19 protein-coding genes are annotated in these 18944 nt (G+C 55.7%); 18 read left to right on the forward strand and 1 reads right to left on the reverse strand.

The window, feature by feature from the left end:
* Positions 1 to 169: 169 nt before the first annotated feature.
* The 15 genes from KO486_RS12970 to KO486_RS13040 all read left to right on the forward strand — a co-directional run bounded on the left by KO486_RS12970 (position 170) and on the right by KO486_RS13040 (position 15227).
* Complete coding sequence (locus tag KO486_RS12970) at positions 170 to 1129, forward strand: GAF domain-containing protein (RefSeq protein WP_252734779.1); 960 nt, start codon at positions 170 to 172, stop codon at positions 1127 to 1129.
* Between the two features lie 125 nt (positions 1130 to 1254).
* Entirely contained in the window at positions 1255 to 1770 is a 516-nt protein-coding gene (locus tag KO486_RS12975; RefSeq protein ID WP_216037714.1) for a carbon monoxide dehydrogenase subunit G, read from the forward strand.
* A gap of 37 nt (positions 1771 to 1807) precedes the next feature.
* Positions 1808 to 2293, forward strand: coding sequence for a (2Fe-2S)-binding protein (locus KO486_RS12980; protein WP_216037715.1), 486 nt, complete (start codon positions 1808 to 1810; stop codon positions 2291 to 2293).
* A 13-nt stretch (positions 2294 to 2306) separates the two neighbouring features.
* Positions 2307 to 4673: a xanthine dehydrogenase family protein molybdopterin-binding subunit gene (locus KO486_RS12985; RefSeq protein ID WP_216037716.1), complete on the forward strand. Its 2367-nt coding sequence runs from the start codon at positions 2307 to 2309 to the stop codon at positions 4671 to 4673.
* Between the two features lie 63 nt (positions 4674 to 4736).
* Positions 4737 to 5519 carry a xanthine dehydrogenase family protein subunit M gene (locus KO486_RS12990; RefSeq protein WP_216037717.1) on the forward strand — a complete coding sequence of 261 codons (783 nt, stop codon included), beginning with the start codon at positions 4737 to 4739 and terminating at the stop codon, positions 5517 to 5519.
* Positions 5520 to 5593: 74 nt separating this feature from the next.
* Positions 5594 to 6526 (forward strand): XdhC family protein, encoded by a 933-nt coding sequence (locus KO486_RS12995; protein WP_216037718.1) that lies wholly within the window; start codon positions 5594 to 5596, stop codon positions 6524 to 6526.
* Between the two features lie 119 nt (positions 6527 to 6645).
* The gene (locus KO486_RS13000; RefSeq protein ID WP_216037719.1) at positions 6646 to 7788 is read left to right on the forward strand and encodes a lytic murein transglycosylase; all 1143 of its coding nucleotides are present in this window, start codon (positions 6646 to 6648) and stop codon (positions 7786 to 7788) included.
* A 59-nt stretch (positions 7789 to 7847) separates the two neighbouring features.
* On the forward strand, positions 7848 to 8777 hold the full coding sequence (locus KO486_RS13005; RefSeq protein ID WP_216037720.1) for an ABC transporter ATP-binding protein: 930 nt from the start codon (positions 7848 to 7850) through the stop codon (positions 8775 to 8777).
* Entirely contained in the window at positions 8774 to 9535 is a 762-nt protein-coding gene (locus tag KO486_RS13010) for an ABC transporter permease (protein WP_216037721.1), read from the forward strand. Before KO486_RS13005 ends, KO486_RS13010 begins: the two co-directional genes overlap by 4 nt.
* Before the next feature lie 44 nt (positions 9536 to 9579).
* Positions 9580 to 10368: a S49 family peptidase gene (locus tag KO486_RS13015; RefSeq protein WP_216037722.1), complete on the forward strand. Its 789-nt coding sequence runs from the start codon at positions 9580 to 9582 to the stop codon at positions 10366 to 10368.
* A gap of 161 nt (positions 10369 to 10529) precedes the next feature.
* Positions 10530 to 11510, forward strand: coding sequence for a calcium/sodium antiporter (locus KO486_RS13020; RefSeq protein WP_252734781.1), 981 nt, complete (start codon positions 10530 to 10532; stop codon positions 11508 to 11510).
* A 357-nt stretch (positions 11511 to 11867) separates the two neighbouring features.
* A complete protein-coding gene (gene uvrC, locus KO486_RS13025; RefSeq protein WP_216037723.1) occupies positions 11868 to 13721 on the forward strand; it encodes an excinuclease ABC subunit UvrC in 1854 nt (617 codons plus the stop codon).
* A 164-nt stretch (positions 13722 to 13885) separates the two neighbouring features.
* Positions 13886 to 14548, forward strand: a complete 663-nt coding sequence (pgsA, locus tag KO486_RS13030; RefSeq protein WP_216037724.1) for a CDP-diacylglycerol--glycerol-3-phosphate 3-phosphatidyltransferase — start codon at positions 13886 to 13888, stop codon at positions 14546 to 14548.
* Positions 14548 to 14793 (forward strand): molybdopterin converting factor subunit 1, encoded by a 246-nt coding sequence (moaD, locus tag KO486_RS13035; protein ID WP_216037725.1) that lies wholly within the window; start codon positions 14548 to 14550, stop codon positions 14791 to 14793. The genes pgsA and moaD overlap by 1 nt, the downstream gene beginning before the upstream one ends.
* Positions 14790 to 15227 (forward strand): molybdenum cofactor biosynthesis protein MoaE, encoded by a 438-nt coding sequence (locus KO486_RS13040; protein WP_216037726.1) that lies wholly within the window; start codon positions 14790 to 14792, stop codon positions 15225 to 15227. Before moaD ends, KO486_RS13040 begins: the two co-directional genes overlap by 4 nt.
* On the opposite strand, the gene KO486_RS13045 is transcribed toward KO486_RS13040, so the two are convergent.
* Complete coding sequence (locus KO486_RS13045) at positions 15213 to 15785, reverse strand: DNA-3-methyladenine glycosylase I (protein ID WP_216037727.1); 573 nt, start codon at positions 15783 to 15785, stop codon at positions 15213 to 15215. The genes KO486_RS13040 and KO486_RS13045 overlap by 15 nt on opposite strands.
* 100 nt (positions 15786 to 15885) lie before the next feature.
* Here KO486_RS13045 and KO486_RS13050 point away from each other — a divergent pair, with 100 nt between their 5' ends.
* The 3 genes from KO486_RS13050 to phbB all read left to right on the forward strand — a co-directional run bounded on the left by KO486_RS13050 (position 15886) and on the right by phbB (position 18848).
* Positions 15886 to 16689, forward strand: coding sequence for an EAL domain-containing protein (locus KO486_RS13050; protein ID WP_216037728.1), 804 nt, complete (start codon positions 15886 to 15888; stop codon positions 16687 to 16689).
* Between the two features lie 169 nt (positions 16690 to 16858).
* Positions 16859 to 18034 (forward strand): acetyl-CoA C-acetyltransferase, encoded by a 1176-nt coding sequence (locus KO486_RS13055; protein ID WP_216037729.1) that lies wholly within the window; start codon positions 16859 to 16861, stop codon positions 18032 to 18034.
* Positions 18035 to 18125: 91 nt separating this feature from the next.
* Positions 18126 to 18848: an acetoacetyl-CoA reductase gene (phbB, locus tag KO486_RS13060; protein ID WP_216037730.1), complete on the forward strand. Its 723-nt coding sequence runs from the start codon at positions 18126 to 18128 to the stop codon at positions 18846 to 18848.
* Positions 18849 to 18944: the final 96 nt, after the last annotated feature.

Consider the following 18944-nt stretch of genomic DNA (forward strand, 5'->3'; position numbering starts at 1 on the left):
CATTGTATCCGCTTGGATGCATAATTCATAGGATGGCCGGACCGCCTTGTCAAAGACGGCCTGATGCTCTTTGGCCTCGGTGTTGTCTGCTGCACTCATGGCCCCTGATAGGCAACAGAATTTGACTCTCGTTTCAAATTGCTAATGATTGAGGTGGGAGAATTACATCTTGGCACCGCTACCTACATCACATGTTGATGCTGTTATTGCGTCCGTGGAGTCGAAATCGGCTGCGGCGCGGTCTCGGCTTGCGGCGTCTTGGCGGCGGTCCATGTTGTCCCATGGGCTTGATCCTTCTCATGCTGCGTCACCGTCCTATTTGACGGGGCGTGATGTTGCGTACCGGCAGGATGCGCTGGGGCGCGTCATGGAAATCGCGGCCCCTCAACTGGATCGGCTTTATGAGTTGGTCGGAAGTTCGGGCTGCGGCGTTGTACTAACTGACTGTGATGGTGTCGTTGTCGATCATCGTTTCTCTGACGCAGACCAAACCGTTTTTGAAGGCTGGGGCTTAGGCCTTGGTGCGATCTGGAGCGAGGCCGCCGAAGGCACCAATGGCATCGGCACATGCATTACCGAAGAACGGTCCGTCACCATCCACCGCAATGACCATTTTATGGCCCGAAACACCGCGATGAGTTGCATCGACGCCCCGATCTTTGGGGCTGAGGGTCAATTAATCGCCGCACTTGATGTGTCCTCGGCGCGGGCTGATCAAACCCAGACCATCAATGGGCTGATTGCAGAGATGGTTTCGCGGATCGCCCGTACAGTTGAGGCTGATAATTTCCGTGCCAATTTTGCGCAGACCCGCATCGTTGTTGCGGATCATGACGACTCCACAAGCTCAATGTTGCTTGCGGTCGACCAAGACGATGTGGTCGTCGGGGCGACCCGTGGCGCGCGCAAGGCTTATGGGCTCGAAGCGCAAGGCAAATTGACACCTTTGCCCGCCAGCGACTTGTTTGGGCGGGGTGATGGCCCTGTCGGTTTCGATAAAGCTGAACGCGCTGTTCTGGTGCGCGCTTTGGTACGGGCAAACAACAACGTCAGCGTTGCGGCCCGCGACTTGGCGGTGTCTCGCGCGACGCTATATCGGCGCATGAAACGGCTTGGCCTAAACGAATAACGCGCCGCCTGTCTCACATGTGCGACACATTCGGGACGCCTTGGCATCCCGACCACTTCCCAGACCTCTCTAAAATTGCTGCTCTGTCCACCTTGAGGAGACATTGATGGACTGGGAGGCCCGCAATGAAATTAACCGACCAACGCCAGATCGCTGCTGAACGAAGCGCGGTTTGGAATGCGATCTTGAATCCTGAGGTTCTGAAAGCCTGCATTCCAGGCTGTGAAGAGCTTACGGGGTCACCCGAAGACGGGTTCGAAGCAGTCGTCGTGCAGAAAGTTGGCCCCGTAAAGGCCAAATTCAAAGGCGAAGTCACAATATCAGACATTGTTGAAGGCGAAAGCCTGACGTTGTCTGGTCAAGGTAAAGGCGGGCCTGCTGGGTTTGCCTCTGGGTCTGCCGACGTGCGGTTGAGTGACGTCGATGGCGGCACACTGCTTGAATATGACGTGGACGCGAAGGTGGGGGGCAAGCTCGCCCAGCTTGGCAGCCGGATTATTGACGGGTTCGCCAAAAAACTTGCGGGCCAATTCTTTGAACGGTTCCAAGACGGGCTAGAGCCCGAAACTGCGGGCGCGGCCGAAGACACCAAAGAACAGGAGACTAAAAAAGGATGGATCGGGCGCGTGTTTTCATCATGACGCACACCGGTCTTTGATCATTTCTAGGGAGGAAAAGATGCCAAAGATAACCATGAACATCAACGGGCGCGAGACGTCGGCAGAGGTGGAAAACCGCACTCTGTTGTCTACTGCGCTGCGTGAAAAGTTGCACCTGACAGGTACGCATATCGGCTGTGATACCAGTCAATGCGGTGCCTGTGTCGTCCATGTGAACGGCAAGGCTGTGAAGTCCTGCACAATTTTCGCATCCGAACTTGATGGGGCGAACATTGATACCATCGAAGGCCAAGCCAGCCCAGACGGGACGCTGAATGTCATTCAACAGGCGTTTCAGGATCACCACGGATTGCAGTGCGGATTTTGCACGCCCGGCATGGTGATGAGTGCCGCGGCACTGCTGAAAGAGAACCCGAAGCCAACCGAGGCCGAGGTGCGCGACTACCTCGAAGGGAACATCTGCCGATGCACTGGATACCAAGGCATCGTGAACGCAATCATGGCTGCGAGCGGACAAGACGTCCCCTCCATCGCCGCTGAATAAGGGAGGATACCAAATGCCAGACGGAGGAATTGGTGCACCAACCAAACGCAGAGAAGACACGCGGTTTCTAACGGGCCGCGGAAAATACACAGACGATTTCACGCCGCAAAACACATCTTATTGCGCCTTTGCGCGCAGTCAGGTGGCGAACGGCGTGATCAAGAGTGTCGACACGAGTGCTGCGGCTGAAATGCCCGGTGTCTTAGCGACATTCACCGGCGAAGATTTCGTTGAGGTCGGCGGCAACCCCGCTGGCTGGGCTATCGTGAGCCGTGACGGCGAACCGATGAAAGAACCTAAACGTCCCGTTCTTGCGCACGGTAAAGTCCGCCATGTTGGCGATGCTTATGCAGCCGTAGTCGCTGAGACGCTGGAACAGGCGCTTGATGCGGTTGAAGCGATCGAAGCGGACATCGACGAACAGGATGCTGTCACGGATATGGCGTCGGCAGTCGCAGGGGCCGGTTCTATGGTCCATGACGAGATCGAAACCAACGTCTGCTTCGATTGGGGTTGGATCGAAGACAACCGTGCCGCCACGGATGAGGCGATCAAAAACGCGCCACATGTGACGACACTGGAACTGATCAACAACCGCCTTGTTCCAAATGCTCTGGAACCTCGTGCGTCAATCGGGGAATATGATCCGGGCACGGGTGATTACAAACTGACAACCACCTCACAAAACCCGCACCTGTCGCGGCTTTTGATTGCGGCTTTTGTTCTTGGAATTCCAGAGAACAAACTGACGGTTCTTGCCCCTGACGTTGGCGGCGGGTTTGGCTCGAAAATCTATCACTACAGCGAAGAAGCTTTGGTGTTGGCGGCGGCCAAGAAACTCGGGCGGCCAGTGAAATGGACTGCAACACGCACGGAATCTTTCCTTGCGGATGCGCACGGTCGAGATCACGTCACCAAGATCGAACTCGCCTGCGAAAAGGACGGCACGTTCATCGCGTTCCGCACCGAGACGATGGCGAATGTCGGGGCCTATCTGTCGAACTTTTCGACCGTTACGCCGACGTTCTTGCACGGAACACTGATGGCAGGGAACTACACCGTTCCCAATGTCTATGTGAACGTAAAGGCAGTGTTCACCAACACAGCACCCGTCGATGCCTATCGCGGCGCCGGTCGCCCCGAGGCGACCTATTCACTGGAACGGGTGATCGATAAATGTGCCCGCGAACTGGGCATTGATCCTGTTGAAATTCGGCGCAAGAACTTCATCAAGAAGGACCAATATCCTTACGCGTCTGCCGCCGGCCTAGAATATGACAGCGGCGACTACGACACCTTGATGGATGGTTTGGAAAAGGTAGCTGATTTTGCGGGGTTCGAAGCGCGTCGCGCGGAGAGTGCCAAGAATGGCAAGCTGCGTGGGCTTGGCATCAACGCCTACGTTGAGGCCTGCGGTATCGCGCCGTCCAACCTTGTCGGTATCCTTGGTGCGCGTGTCGGGCTTTATGATGCCGCGACCGTGCGGGTGAACCCGACAGGCAATATCTCGGTGATGGTGGGGGCGCACAGTCACGGCCAAGGCCATGAAACGGCCTTCCCGCAGATCGTCGCAGATATGCTGGGCGTTGATCCGCAGTCGGTCGACATCGTCCACGGTGACACGTCCAAAATCCCGTTCGGGATGGGCACCTACGGGTCACGTAGCCTTGCGGTGTGCGGATCTGCAGTGTTCCGCGCCACTGAAAAGATCATCTTCAAAGCGACGGCGATTGCAGCTCATATGCTGGAGGACAAGCCGGAAAATATCGAATTCAACGATGGAGTCTTTTCAATCAAAGGGACGAACAAGAACGTTGGCTTTGGTGATGTCGCGCTAAAGGCCTATATCCCGCACGACTATCCAATCGAGGATCTTGAACCTGGTTTGGAAGAAACCGCCTTCTATGATCCTGCGAACTTCACATACCCCTCTGGCGCTTATGCCAGTGAGGTCGAGGTCGATCCGGAGACTGGCAAAGTCACGATCTGTTCCATGGTAGCGCTCGATGATTTCGGCGTGGTCGTGAACCCGATGATCGTTACGGGTCAGGTTGAGGGCGGTTTGGCGCAAGGCATCGGTCAGGCATTGTTGGAAAACGGCGTCTATGACGACACCGGCCAACTGCTGTCTGGGTCCTTGATGGATTACGCGATGCCAAGGGCGGATGACTTGCCGAACCTCGTCGTTGATCACAGCCATGCAACGCGTTGTACCCATAACCCGATCGGGTCAAAGGGCTGCGGTGAAGCGGGGGCGATTGGTTCCCCTCCGACCATCGTGAACGCTGTTGTAGATGCGCTTTCTCGTGGGGGGCACGATGTCGATCATATCGATATGCCTGTGTCTCCGTCGCGCGTTTGGGCGGCTATGAACAAATGACTTTCTACTGGCGAAGGGCAGGGGTGCGCCCCTCCCTTTGGCCACAGAACAAGGACATGAAATATGTATGATTTTGATTTGGTAATCCCCACGACGGTGGCCGAGGCATCAACGGCAATGAAGGCGGATGGCGCGCAAGCGCTGGGCGGCGGGCAAACGCTTTTGCCGACCATGAAGCAACGACTTGCTGCACCGGAAACCTTGGTGAAATTGAGCGGGTTAAGCGAGCTGGTCAGTGTTAGCACCGACGCCGGAGCGCTCTGCGTTGGCGGCGCAACAACCCACGGGCAAGTCGCACAGGACGGCACGGACTACCCCGCCTTGGCCGCTTTGGCTGGCAACATCGGTGATCCGGCAGTTCGCAACCGTGGCACGATTGGCGGATCTATCGCCAACAACGACCCATCAGCGTGCTATCCGGCTGGCGCGCTCGGGTCGGGCGCGACCATCGTCACCAACACCCGCGAGATTGCAGCGGACGATTTCTTCGTCGACCTGTTTGAAACAGCTCTCGAAGAAGGTGAGATCGTCACCGGCGTAAACTTCCCGATCCCTGACGCGGCGAACTACCAAAAGTTCGACCAACCCGCCTCACGATTTGCGTTGGTCGGTGTTTTTGTCGCCAAGTTCGGCGACACCGTCCGCGTGGCTGTAACGGGTGCGTCCAATGGCGGGGTGTTCCGCTGGTCCGAAGCAGAAGCAGCCCTGAGCGCGAATTTCGCAGCAGATGCGATTGAGGGCTTGGCTGTTGATGCAGGTGACCTCATCTCGGACCTTCACGGCACGGCTGAGTATCGCGCGCATTTGATCAGCGTCCTGACGCGTCGCGCTGTACAAAGCTGCTGATCACGAAATAAACGGATGCGGCGCCGCTCTCTGGGCATCGCATCCGTTTACCGCTGCCAGAAAGCGCACCGTTCATGCAAATGACACCGATTACATCGCCACATTCTGACACCCGTGACCCCTTGCTCGCGCTCGCGACGGGGCACGTGTCGGGTGTTTTGGCTTTGGTCATCCGAACCGAGGGGCCATCTTATCGCTCTGTCGGGGCGTCGATGGTCTTTGAAGATAGCGGTGTGCGGATCGGAAGCCTGTCATCAGGCTGTATCGAAGCGGACCTCGCACTGCATGCGGCGCGAGTGTTGTCAGACGGCACTCCTTTGCGCGTTCTGTACGGCAGGGGATCGCCCTACAAAGACATTCAGCTTCCTTGCGGTGGCGGGCTCGAGATTTTGCTTCTGCCGCAACCGCGACCGGATGAACTGTCCTTGATCGCAACGGTGGTAACGGACCGCCGGCCAGTTGCGATTTCGATCGACTTTGAAACGGGGCGTATCTCGCGTTCCGCCCCCACGGTGACCGGTATTCATGGCGACCGTTTCGACTTGGCATTAATCCCGCCGCTTCGGTTTGCCGTCTTCGGCAAAGGCCCCGAGGCGACGACGTTTACACGGCTGGTTCAATCGCTTGGCTATGAGGGTGACTTGGTTTCACCTGACTTGGAAACGCTCAGCATTCCGCCTGTAAGCGGATGGGTGACGCACGAAATTCGCAGCCCAATTTGCCCTGAAAATGTAGCTCTCGACGACAGAACCGCTGTCCTCCTGTTTTTTCATGACCATGAGTGGGAAGCCCCAATCCTGAAGGGGATCTTTGATCATGACACCTGCTACATTGGCTGTCAGGGCAGTTGGCAAACCAGTCAAACCAGATTGGCTGAATTGAAAGACTTGGGCGTTTGCGATGAAGATGCGCAAAAGGTGCGCGGTCCGATTGGGTTAATACCCTCCGTGCGGGACAGCAGCACCCTTGCTGTGTCCGTCCTTGCGGAAATTTTGGCGTCGCAGTGAACCTCCGCGCGATCATTCGATAGGACGCGCCGAATATCGCTGACGTTACAACAACGCACATATTGAAACTTTGCCTTCGCGGCCCACTGGCTTAGGGTCCGATCAAAAGGATTTTGAGTATGAGTATTGATCGCCGTCATTTTATCAGTGGAATTGGCGCGCTGGGCCTTGCCGCCTGTGGCGTAAGTGTTCCAACAGTGCAGCCTGCGGGCGCACAATCTTTGCCTGATGATCTGCGCCCAGTTCGAACGGATGCTTTTAGCGCGTGGGTTCGTGCGTTCCGGCCTCGGGCCTTGGGGAACGGCATTTCGGGGGCCACCTTTGATGCGGCTTTCGCGGATGCTGGTTACATTCCGGGCGTCGTGGCACGGGATGGCAATCAGATTCAGACCCGCCGCACCCTCGAAGAGTACCTCTCCATTGCGACTTCTGATGAACGCCTCGAAAAGGGCCGCGCAGCGATTGCCAGACATGGCAACACCCTTAACGCAATCGAACGCCGCTACGGGGTTCCCGCGATGATCGTGGCTGCAATTTGGGGGATGGAATCCACGTTCGGTGAAAAACGCGGGCTCATTCCTGTGGTCTCTTCGACTGCAACGCTTGCCTTTGATGGACGGCGCGGCGCGTTTTACGAAAGCCAACTGATCGCGGCGCTGAAGATTTTGGAACGCGGTGACACGACGCCAGCCCAATTGACCGGATCATGGGCGGGGGCCATGGGCCATACACAATTCATCCCGACGTCTTATCAATCGTTTGCCGTTGATTTTAACGACGACGGTCGGCGCGATATTTGGTCGGATGATCCTGCCGATGCACTGGCATCTACGGCAAGCTATTTGTCCCGTAACGGATGGCGCAGTGGCGTGCCTTGGGGCGCTGAGGCGGGGACGTCAAACCTGTCTGGCAGCACCATCCAGCCACAGGCGGGGGGCGTGCGGTTCACGGTGACCCGTAACTTCAACGTGCTGAAGACCTACAACAATTCCGACCTTTATGCCTTGGGCGTGGGCCACTTGTCTGATCGCCTTGGTGGCGCGGGTCCGTTGCAAGGATCATTCCCACCCGATGCGAATGGATTGACAGCTGCGGACCGTATCGCGCTTCAAACGCGGCTCTCTGAACGTGGCTATGACATCGGAACAATCGATGGCGTCATTGGGGCGCGTACCGAAGCGGCGATTTCGGATTTCCAGCGTCGGCAGGGGCTGACCGTAACAGGGCAAGCCACTCGCGACGTTCTAAACGCTCTGCGATAGTTGCGGCGCTTTCCCTTTTGCAAGCGCCCGACTAGGGTGCCCGCAAAAGGAGGCCGCCGATGACTAATATTGTAGAAGTTCGCGGGCTCACCAAGCGATATGATGGTGGGTTTGAAGCACTGAAGTCCGTTGATCTGGATATCAAGAAAGGCGAGATTATCGCGCTTCTTGGCCCCAATGGCGCTGGAAAAACCACACTCATTTCGACAATCTGCGGCATCACACGGGCCACAGATGGAACGGTTTCCATTGGCGGCCATGACAATGTGACTGACTTTCGCGCCGCCCGTAATTTGGTCGGGCTTGTGCCGCAGGAAATCAATCTTGAGCCCTTTGAAAAAGTGATGAACACCGTGCGGTTTTCGCGCGGTTTGTTCGGTAAAGCGCCTGATGATGCCCATTTGGAAAAAGTCCTGAAATCCCTTTCTTTGTGGGACAAGAAGGACGCCAAAGTTATGATGTTGTCGGGCGGCATGAAGCGCCGTGTTTTGATCGCCAAGGCCCTTTCACACGAACCGCGCGTGTTGTTTCTGGATGAACCGACCGCAGGTGTGGACGTCGAATTGCGCAAAGACATGTGGGACGTTGTTGCCAAACTAAAGGCCGACGGCGTGACAATCATTCTCACCACCCACTACATCGAAGAAGCAGAGGCTATCGCCGACCGGATCGGGGTCATCGCCAAGGGTGAAATCTTGCTGGTGGAAAACAAGGACGATCTGATGACCCGCATGGGGCAGAAAACGCTGAAGATCGACCTCGCCGAACCTGTGAACGACGTGCCTGCGTCGCTGTCGGAATACGATCTTACAGTTGAGGGCGAAGGCCTGCTCTATTCCTATGACACAAAGACAGAGCGCACGGGCATCACCAGCCTGCTGGCCGATCTGCAGAAAGCCGGCCTGAAAATGACCGACCTGCAAACACGCCAAAGCTCCCTTGAAGAGATTTTCGTGTCCCTCGTGGCTGAAAAGGAAGGCGCGCCATGAACCTGCAAGCAATCAGATCTATCTACATCTTCGAGATGGCGCGATTTTTCCGCACGCTAATGCAAAGCTTTATCAGTCCTGTGATTTCTACGTCGCTTTACTTTGTCGTGTTCGGCACAGCCATCGGGTCGCGCATCCAAGAAGTCGAAGGCGTCGATTATGGGGCCTTCATCGTTCCGGGGCTGATCATGTTGTCCGTAATGACACAAGCGACCAGCAACGCCAGCTTCGGCATTTATTTCCCCAAATTTATCGGCACGATCTACGAGCTGTTGTCTGCCCCTGTGAATTTCCTAGAAATCACGATCGGCTACGTTGGGGCCGCCGCGACCAAGGCGTTGTTCATTGGGCTTGTGATACTAGCGACGTCGTTTTTGTTCGTTGATCTGCACATCGCGCATCCGATTGCGATGCTGGCGTTCCTTGTGCTTACCTGTCTATCGTTCAGCCTGCTTGGGTTTATTATCGGCATTTGGGCGGGGAATTTCGAACAGTTGCAGCTGATCCCCCTGCTGATCATCACGCCTTTGGTCTTTCTTGGTGGGTCGTTTTATTCGGTCTCAATGCTTCCGCCGATTTGGCAGAGTATCACCATGTTTAACCCCGTGGTCTACCTGATCTCGGGCTTTCGCTGGGCGTTCTTTGACACGGCGGACGTGCCGATCGGCCTCAGCTTGTTTGCTATCGGTTTGTTCACGGCGATCTGTGTTGGCGTCATCGCGTGGATATTCCGCACGGGTTGGCGCATCCGGCAATAGGGCTGGGCTTGTTTCCAGTCGCGCTGGGCACTAAATGGTGACTTATGAAACGCTGGATCCCTTTCCTCAAAACGCCGCCCCATGTCGCCGTCATTCGCCTGCAAGGTGCGATTGGAACGAGTGGGCGCGGATTGTCTGATCGCGGCCTTGCTGATGTCATCGACAAAGCATTCCGCAGCAAACCTGCGGCCGTCGCGCTTGAGATCAGCTCGCCCGGGGGTAGCCCCGTGCAATCATCGCTTATTGCAGCGCGTATTCGTCGGTTGGCGGATGAAAAAGACATACCCGTTGTGGCCTTCGTTGAAGATGTCGCTGCATCTGGCGGGTATTGGCTGGCCACGGCAGCGGACGAGATTTTCGTCGACCGCGGATCTATCGTTGGGTCTATTGGCGTGATTTCGGCGGGCTTCGGGCTCACTGGGACACTTGATAAACTCGGCGCAGAACGCCGTGTTTACACCGCCGGAAAATCCAAAAGCATGCTCGACCCGTTCCAAGCCGAAAAGCCTGCGGACGTGAAGCGGCTCAAAGGGCTGCTCGACGACATGCACGACTACTTCAAAGATCAGGTTACCAGCCGTCGCGGTCGTAAACTGGCCGACCAAGACCTGTTTACGGGTGAGATTTGGGTGGGTGCAAAATCCATCGACGTGGGACTCGCCGATAAGATCGGCCACCTTGTGCCCGTGATGAAGGACCGCTTCGGCGATAAGGTGACGTTCCGCCGTTTCGGAAAGAAAAAGCCGTTCCTTGGGCGTTTGGGCGTGCAAATTGTTGATGATGCCGTCGCAGGGATCGAAGAACGTGCAGCCTATGCGCGGTTTGGGCTTTGAATGATATTTAAGATAGTTTCTTTGTTTTTGGTCGGCATGGGTGTGCTTGCGATGTTTGGTAAACTTACGGTGCCGGGTGCAAAACGGTTGGCGGATGCGCGTTGCAAATCCTGTGGCAAATTCACTTTCGGAAAATCCTGCGATTGTAAGGGGCGTAAGTAATGCCAGACTGGCTGATGTTGCCCCAAGGCCCAATGATGGATTGGGTCGCTGTTGTAATCGGGTTGGTTCTGCTTCTTTTGGCGGGCGACAGTCTTGTAAAAGGGGCGGTGAACATGTCGCTGCGCCTTGGCGTTCCCGCGCTGATCGTGTCTTTGACGATTGTCGCCTTCGGGACCTCCGCTCCCGAGCTTTTGATTTCTGTGCAGGCGATCTGGGACGGGGTTCCTGGATTGGCGATGGGGAACGTTGTCGGGTCGAACACCGCGAACGTTCTGCTGGTGCTCGGCATTCCGGCCATGCTGGCTGTGATGCATACCAGCGAATGCGATACGCGGATCAGCTACCTGCAAATGCTAGGCGGCACACTGTTGTTTATCGTTCTGGCGTTTCGCGGTAAATTTGACTGGATTTCAGGTTTGATCCTGCTTGCCGCATTGGCTGCGATGCTGATCCACGCCGCACGCGCGGCGAACGCGCACCGTAAGGCGGGCGCGGATGAAGACGACGTTGATGACCTTGAGGGCGCGGACCCTGATTTGCCATGGGGCAAGATCATTCTCTTTCTGGTGCTCGGCCTGATAGGTTTGCCACTGGGAGCGAGCCTTCTCGTGGATGGAGCATCCAATATCGCTCGCGACTACGGGATCAGTGAAACGGTTATTGGTCTGACATTGGTGGCAATCGGTACGTCCCTGCCTGAGCTTGCGACAACCGTAATGGCGGCGTTGCGCAAACAAGCTGACGTCGTCCTTGGCAGTGTTATCGGGTCCAATATGTTCAACCTGCTAGGGATCATGGGGGTCGCGTCTTTGGTTGGCGACATTCCCGTCGAACAACAGTTCTTGGGCTTCGATCTGTGGGTTATGCTGGGCGCTTCCCTGCTGCTCATACCATTTGTGTTTCTCAAACAGGATCTGACCCGCGTTTGGGGGGTCTTGTTGACGGTTCTCTATGCGACCTATGTTTTTGTCGTGTTGTAGGGACCGCATTGGCCTGTGCTATTAGATCGGGCTTGGCTTGGTTCCAGTGGTTTGAGACCTTCAACACCTTAAGGTTGCGGCAACTTGTGCACTTGCATACCAGTTCGTCATAAATCGTTTACTTTTCCTTAATGTTTTCAACTGCTTGCTAAATGGGCGTATTTCTTTCATTAAATTTCAATAACTTAGATGAGCGCCTATTTTTTAGGCAGTTCGATGAACTCCCCATTTTTCAACGAAAAATTGCACCTGCTCAGGATTTGTCCACGAAGTTACCCACAGAAACAGTGGGTATGTTAGCGCTTGCAGGACTGTCTTAGCCATTGCAGCGGCACGATAGAATCATAGGTTAGGGCCATGAATTCAGATTCCACCGGCCATGAGGTCATTCAAGGGTACCTCCGCACCTTAGACGGATCACCTGGCGTGTACCGGATGCTCGATTCCGAAAGCCGTGTGCTTTACGTCGGTAAGGCGCGAAACTTGAAGAACCGTGTCAGTAATTACGCGCGGCCGGCGGGGCATTCGGCGCGGATTGCGACGATGATTTCGCACACGGCGTTGATGATGTTTCTGACTACCCAGACAGAAACCGAAGCGCTGCTGCTTGAGCAAAACCTGATCAAGCAGCTCAAGCCGAAATACAATGTGCTGCTGCGTGATGATAAGTCGTTCCCGAATATCCTTATCTCGGGCGACCATGACTTTCCACGTATCGAAAAGCATCGCGGTGCGAAGAAGAAAAAGGGCAACTATTACGGCCCTTTCGCCAGTGCAGGCGCCGTGAACCGCACTCTGAACACGCTTCAACGGGCGTTCTTGTTGCGCAATTGCAGTGACAGTGAATACGAAAGCCGCACGCGGCCTTGCCTGCAATACCAGATCAAACGCTGCGCGGCGCCCTGTGTCGGTAAGGTCAGCCATGACGACTACAAACAATTGGTGAAGGATGCGGAGAGGTTCTTGTCAGGCAAGTCGACCGAGATGCAGGCGAGTTTGGCAGCTCGGATGAACAAGGCTTCCGAGGAGATGGAGTTTGAACGGGCCGCCGCATTGCGGGACCGGATCAAGGCATTGACGCAGGTGCAGACATCACAGGGGATCAATCCGCAGAACACGAACGAAGCCGATGTCATCGCCTTGCACCGGGATGGCGGGCAAGCCTGCGTTCAGGTGTTTTTCATTCGCGCCAACCAGAACTGGGGCAATAAGGATTATTACCCGCGGGTCAGTGGCGATGAAGATGCGAGCGAGGTCATGCAGGCCTTTGTCGGCCAGTTCTATGGGGATCGCGAACCACCACGTCTGTTGTTGTTGTCTCACGGACTAGATGACGAAGATTTGGTGACCGAAGCCCTAAGCGAGAAAGCGGGACGCAAGGTTGAAGTCATCGTGCCGCAACGTGGTGAGAAGGCGGAACTTGTCCAAGGGGCCGCCCGAAACGCCCGCGAAAGTCTGGGCCGCAAGATGTCAGAGACCGCCACGCAGGGCCGTTTGTTGCGCGGGCTGAAGGAGGCCTTTGATCTGGACGCCGCGCCGCAACGTGTCGAAGTCTACGATAACTCACACATCCAAGGGGCGTTCGCCGTTGGAGCAATGATTGTTGCGGGGCCGGAAGGGTTCGATAAGAACCAGTACCGTAAATTCAATATCAAAGGCGATGAGCTGACCCCCGGCGATGACTTTGGCATGATGAAAGAGGTCCTGACGCGGCGGTTCAAGCGGCTGTTGAAAGAAGACCCTGATCGCCAGCTTGGCACATGGCCCGGGTTGTTGCTGATTGATGGCGGCGCAGGGCAGGTGAGCGCTGTGCGCGAGATTATGACGGATCTTGGGGTCGGCGATGTGCCGATGGTTGGGGTCGCAAAGGGCGTGGATCGTGACCACGGTAAGGAGGAGTTCTACCGCACCGGCAAACCAGTGATGGCTTTGCCTCGCAATGACCCTGTCTTGTACTTCATCCAACGGCTGCGCGACGAGGCGCACCGCTTTGCGATAGGCACACACCGTGCCAAACGCGCTAAGGCCATTGGAGCAACGCCGCTGGACGACGTGCCCGGCGTCGGGGCGACCCGCAAGCGCGCTTTGTTGCAGCACTTTGGGTCGGCCAAAGCGGTCGGGCGGGCGGCCTTGGCCGACCTGAAGGCCGTTGACGGGATTTCAGATGCGATGGCCGATACGATTTACGGCTATTTCAATGAGAAGGGTTGAGCTTATCCACGGATAAGGTTTTCATTTATTAACAATGGGTTAATTCGAATTTGCTTTGCAAATCCGATCCGGTGGGGCTCTGCCCCGCCCTTCGGGCCCCCCGAGGTATTTAAGAAACAAAGGCAAGGTGTGGTGCGCCCTATTGAAACGGACTAGATAGGGGTATGACTTGGAATATCCCTAATATCCTGACGCTGTTGCGTCTTCTTGCAGCCCCCGGGGTTGCGATCATGTTTTTGTATTTCGCGCGGCCTTGGGCCGATTGGTATGCATTGATCCTGTTTGTTGTGGCGGCGACGACCGACTGGGTTGATGGCTATCTGGCGCGCGCGTGGAACCAGCAAACCAAATTTGGCGCGATGTTGGATCCGATTGCCGATAAGGCGATGGTTGTGATTGCTTTGCTGGTGATCTGCGGGTTTTCTGGCATGGATCCTTGGATTTTGTTGCCCGCGACTTTGATCATGTTTCGAGAGACGTTTGTGTCTGGTTTGCGAGAGTTCTTGGGCGATACAGCCGGCACTTTGAAAGTGACGCAGTTGGCCAAGTGGAAGACCGCTGCACAGATGACGGCAATCGCTGTTTTGTTTTCAACGGGCGCGTTTGAGACTTATTTCAATATGGCGATCGAGGGCATGGATCAGGCCACGTTTGACGGCATTCGGTCGGGCGAAATTCCCGATGAGGGTGGCGTGATCTGGAAGTTGAATGGCATGACCTATTCATGGTGGGCCGGTATTATTCTGCTTTGGGCTGCGATGGTTTTGACCTTAATCACGGGTGCAGACTATCTTCGCAAAGCGGCGCCACATCTAAAGGAAGATTGATGCAGGTTTTGTATTTTGCATGGGTGCGGGAACGCATTGGAGTGCCGCGTGAAGACGTAGAGACGTCGGCTGTGACGGTGAATGATCTGGTCGCCGAACTGCGTGCACGAGAAGAGCGGTATGAGGCGGCGTTTGCTGACACCAGTGCATTACGCGTGGCGTTGGATCAGGAGTTGGCCGAGTTTGATGCGCCTCTTGCAGGGGTGCGTGAAGTGGCGTTTTTCCCGCCGATGACAGGCGGATGATCCGCGTTCAGGACATACCGTTTGATGCGGGGGCTGAACTGAACAGCTTTTCCGACCGCGTTGCGGGGGCGGGCGCTGTAGTGAGTTTCACCGGACTGGTGCGTGACGTGTCTGGCGGGTTGTCGGTGATGGAGATCGAACACTACCCCGTCATGACTGAAAAGGCGCTGGGCAAGATCCGCGACGATGCGATGGCGCGTTGGAACTTGGCGGATGCCTTGGTCATTCATCGATATGGGCGTCTTGAAGCAGGCGAAGTTATCATGATGGTGGCGACGGCATCGCGCCATCGCAAGCACGCCTTTGAGGCGGCCGAGTTCCTGATGGATTATCTGAAATCCCGTGCTCCGTTCTGGAAGAAAGAAGTCACCGAGGATGGGGCCGAATGGGTTGCGTCCAAGGATGATGATGAGGATGCGCTAAAGCGGTGGTGACGCGAGTGCCTTACACGGGCCGTGTTGCGGGCAGGTGGTTAGGTGGTCGTTGACGAGGCCGCAGGCTTCCATCCATGCATAAACGATCGTCGGGCCGCAGAATTTAAACCCACGTTTCTTGAGGTCCTTGGAAAAGGCGAGGGACAGGTCGGTGGAAGGCGGGACGTCTGCTTGTGTTTTGAAATTGGTTTGCAGCGGTGTGCCGCCGACCCAGCCCCAGCAATAGGCCGAAAAGTCATCGATCTTGAGGTAGGCCTGCGCGTTGGTGATGGTGGCTTGGATTTTGCCGCGGTGGCGAATGATGCCCTCATTTTGTAGCAAGCGCAGCACGTCGTCTTCGCCCCATGTGGCGATTGTGGCGGGGTCGAACCCCTCAAAGGCGGCGCGGAAGTTTTCGCGTTTCTTTAGGATAGTGATCCAGCTGAGCCCTGCTTGGAACCCGTCGAGGATAAGCTTTTCCCAGAGCGCGCGGCTGTCCCATTCCGGCACACCCCATTCCGTGTCGTGATAATCCACATAGATGGGTTCGAGACCGGTCCAGCCGCAGCGTTCAGACATTTGGGTTTTCCTTTTTAAGTGTCTCCAATTGAATTCAAACTTGGGACCTTTACCAGCCCTTAAAGCTTGGCGTGCAATTTGGCGGCAAAGGGGATGCGTCATGGGTATGAGAGCGGCCAATAAGGCATGGGACGACCAAACACCGCGCGATCCGTTGGAGTATGCGGTCAGCGTGCGGGATAAAGACGTCTTGTCCATGGTTCGGGAAGCCTTGGCGACGGACAATTGCCGGCTGGCCTTGCAACCTGTTTGTACCGCCCATGACAATTACCGCATTGCGTTCCATGAGTGTTTGATCCGTGTGATGGATGAAACTGGCCGGATCATTCCTGCGGGCCAATTCATGGGCCAGATCGAAGAAACCGTCCTCGGGCGTGATATTGATACGGCGAGTTTGCGGTTGGCATTTGGCTTGCTCAAGTATCACCCTGACATTCGGCTTTCGGTTAATGTGTCGGCTCGGTCGTTGGGGGACGCGGCGTGGCGGCGGGTTTTGGATCAAGAACTCGGAAGTTTGGCGGGCCATGCAGACCGCCTGATTTTTGAGATCAGTGAAGATAGTGCAATGCAATTGCCCGAGGTTGTGATCCGGTTCATGGAAGAAATGCAGCCCCACGGGCTTGCATTTGCATTGGACAATTTCGGAGCGGGTTTGACGGCATTTCGACACCTCAAGGATTTCTTTTTTGACTTGGTCAAAATTGATAGCCACTTCACACGCAATATTCACAAGGATCCCGACAATCAGGTCCTCGCAGAGGCGTTGATTACGGTAGCTCATCAATTCGAAATGTTCGCTGTTGCTGAGGGTGTCGAATCCCAAGAAGAAGCGGATTTCCTGATTGGAATCGGTGTCGACTGTGTTCAGGGCTATCACTTCGGCGTGCCAAAGTTCACGATCTGAGTGTGCGTTGTACAACCGTTACCGCTAAAGCGGGCAATTGACGCGGGGTAAGTCCGTTGCGATTGCACGGCCAATTGCGTATTACAAAGATAACGGCGGCGGGGGGCGGCGTAATCTACATGGTCCTCTGGTCTTGCCGAATATCGGACCCTAGAGAGGAAATTCCCATATGACCAATGTAGTTATCGCATCCGCTGCGCGCACCGCCGTGGGCAGTTTTGGTGGCTCTTTTGCCAACACACCTGCCCATGACCTTGGCGCTGCCGTCTTGAAAGAAGTCGTCGCGCGTGCGGGCATTGATGCTTCTGAAGTTTCGGAAACGATCCTTGGTCAGGTGCTGACCGCTGCGCAGGGCCAGAACCCTGCGCGTCAGGCGCACATCAACGCAGGCCTGTCACAGGATGCGGCTGCTTGGGGGATCAATCAGGTTTGTGGGTCTGGCCTGCGTGCAGTTGCGCTTGGTGCTCAGCATATCATGCTGGGCGATGCGTCTATTGTCGCGGCTGGGGGGCAAGAAAACATGTCCTTGTCCGCACACGCACAAAACGTCCGTGCGGGTCAGAAGATGGGCGACATGAAGCTTATCGATACGATGATCAAAGACGGCCTTTGGGATGCGTTCAACAACTACCACATGGGTCAAACAGCCGAGAACGTCGCCGAGAAATGGCAGATTTCCCGCGAGATGCAGGATGAGTTCGCGGTAGCATCCCAGAACAAAGCGGAAGCTGCACAGAAGGCAGGTAAGTTCGCCGATGAAATCGCGGCCTTCACCATCAAAACCCGCAAGGGCGAAACAGTGGTTGATGCGGATGAATACATCCGCCACGGCGCCAACATCGAAGCCATGCAGAAAATGCGCCCTGCGTTCACCAAGGATGGTACCGTGACTGCGGCGAACGCGTCCGGCCTGAACGACGGTGCGGCTGCCACGTTGCTGATGTCCTCTGATGAAGCAGAAAAGCGCGGGATCGAGCCACTGGCCCGTATCGTATCTTATGCGACAGCTGGTCTTGACCCGACTGTTATGGGCGTTGGCCCAATCTATGCGTCCCGCAAGGCGTTGGATAAGGCGGGTTGGTCTGTTGATGATCTAGACCTTGTTGAGGCGAACGAAGCCTTTGCTGCGCAGGCCTGTGCTGTGAACAAAGACATGGGTTGGGATCCGTCCATCGTAAACGTGAACGGCGGCGCGATCGCCATTGGTCACCCGATTGGTGCGTCCGGCTGTCGTGTGCTGAACACGCTGTTGTTCGAAATGAAGCGTCGTGATGCGAAGAAGGGTCTTGCGACTTTGTGCATCGGTGGCGGCATGGGCGTCGCTCTTTGTGTTGAGCGTCCATAAATAAATCTATTTGGCGGCGTAATATTATTGCGCCGCCACTTTCGTTGGGGTAATTAGATTACCGAACAATCATCTCTTGGAGGAGAACATTATGGGACGTGTTGCACTCGTCACTGGCGGATCGCGCGGTATCGGCGAGGCCATTTCTAAGAAACTACAGGCTGAAGGTTACACTGTTGCTGCGACTTACGCAGGCAACGATGAAGCCGCTGCCAAGTTTACCGAAGCGACTGGCATTAAGACATACAAATGGAATGTGGCGGATTACGATTCTTCCAAAGCAGGCATTGAGCAAGTCGAAGCCGATCTGGGCCCGATTGACGTTGTTGTCGCTAACGCGGGCATTACACGTGATGCGCCGTTCCATAAGATGACACCACAGCAGTGGAACGAAGTTGTCGACACCAACCTGACGGGCGTGTTCAACACCGTGCACCCTGTTTGGCCTGGCATGCGTGAACGCAAATTCGGCCGCGTGATCGTTATTTCTTCGATCAATGGTCAAAAAGGCCAGTTCGCTCAGGTGAACTATGCTGCGACGAAATCTGGCGATCTGGGGATTGTAAAATCTTTGGCGCAAGAAGGCGCGCGCGCTGGCATTACGGCAAACGCTGTGTGCCCGGGCTACATCGGGACGGAAATGGTTATGGCTGTTCCTGAAAAGGTCCGCGAAAGCATCATCGGCCAGATCCCTGCGGGTCGTTTGGGCGAGCCTGAAGAAATCGCGCGTTGTGTTGCGTTCCTTGCATCTGATGACGCGGGCTTCATCAACGGGTCTACTATTTCTGCCAACGGCGGACAGTTCTTCGTCTAAGACTTAGGCTAGAAACGACAAAAGGGCGGGGATTATCCCCGCCCTTTTTGCATTGTGGTCTTCGGTGCAATTAGCGGCCGAAGATACCAGAAATCA

Origin of the sequence: Octadecabacter sp. B2R22 (assembly GCF_018861045.1) — a bacterium.
Classification (GTDB): Bacteria; Pseudomonadota; Alphaproteobacteria; order Rhodobacterales; family Rhodobacteraceae; genus Octadecabacter.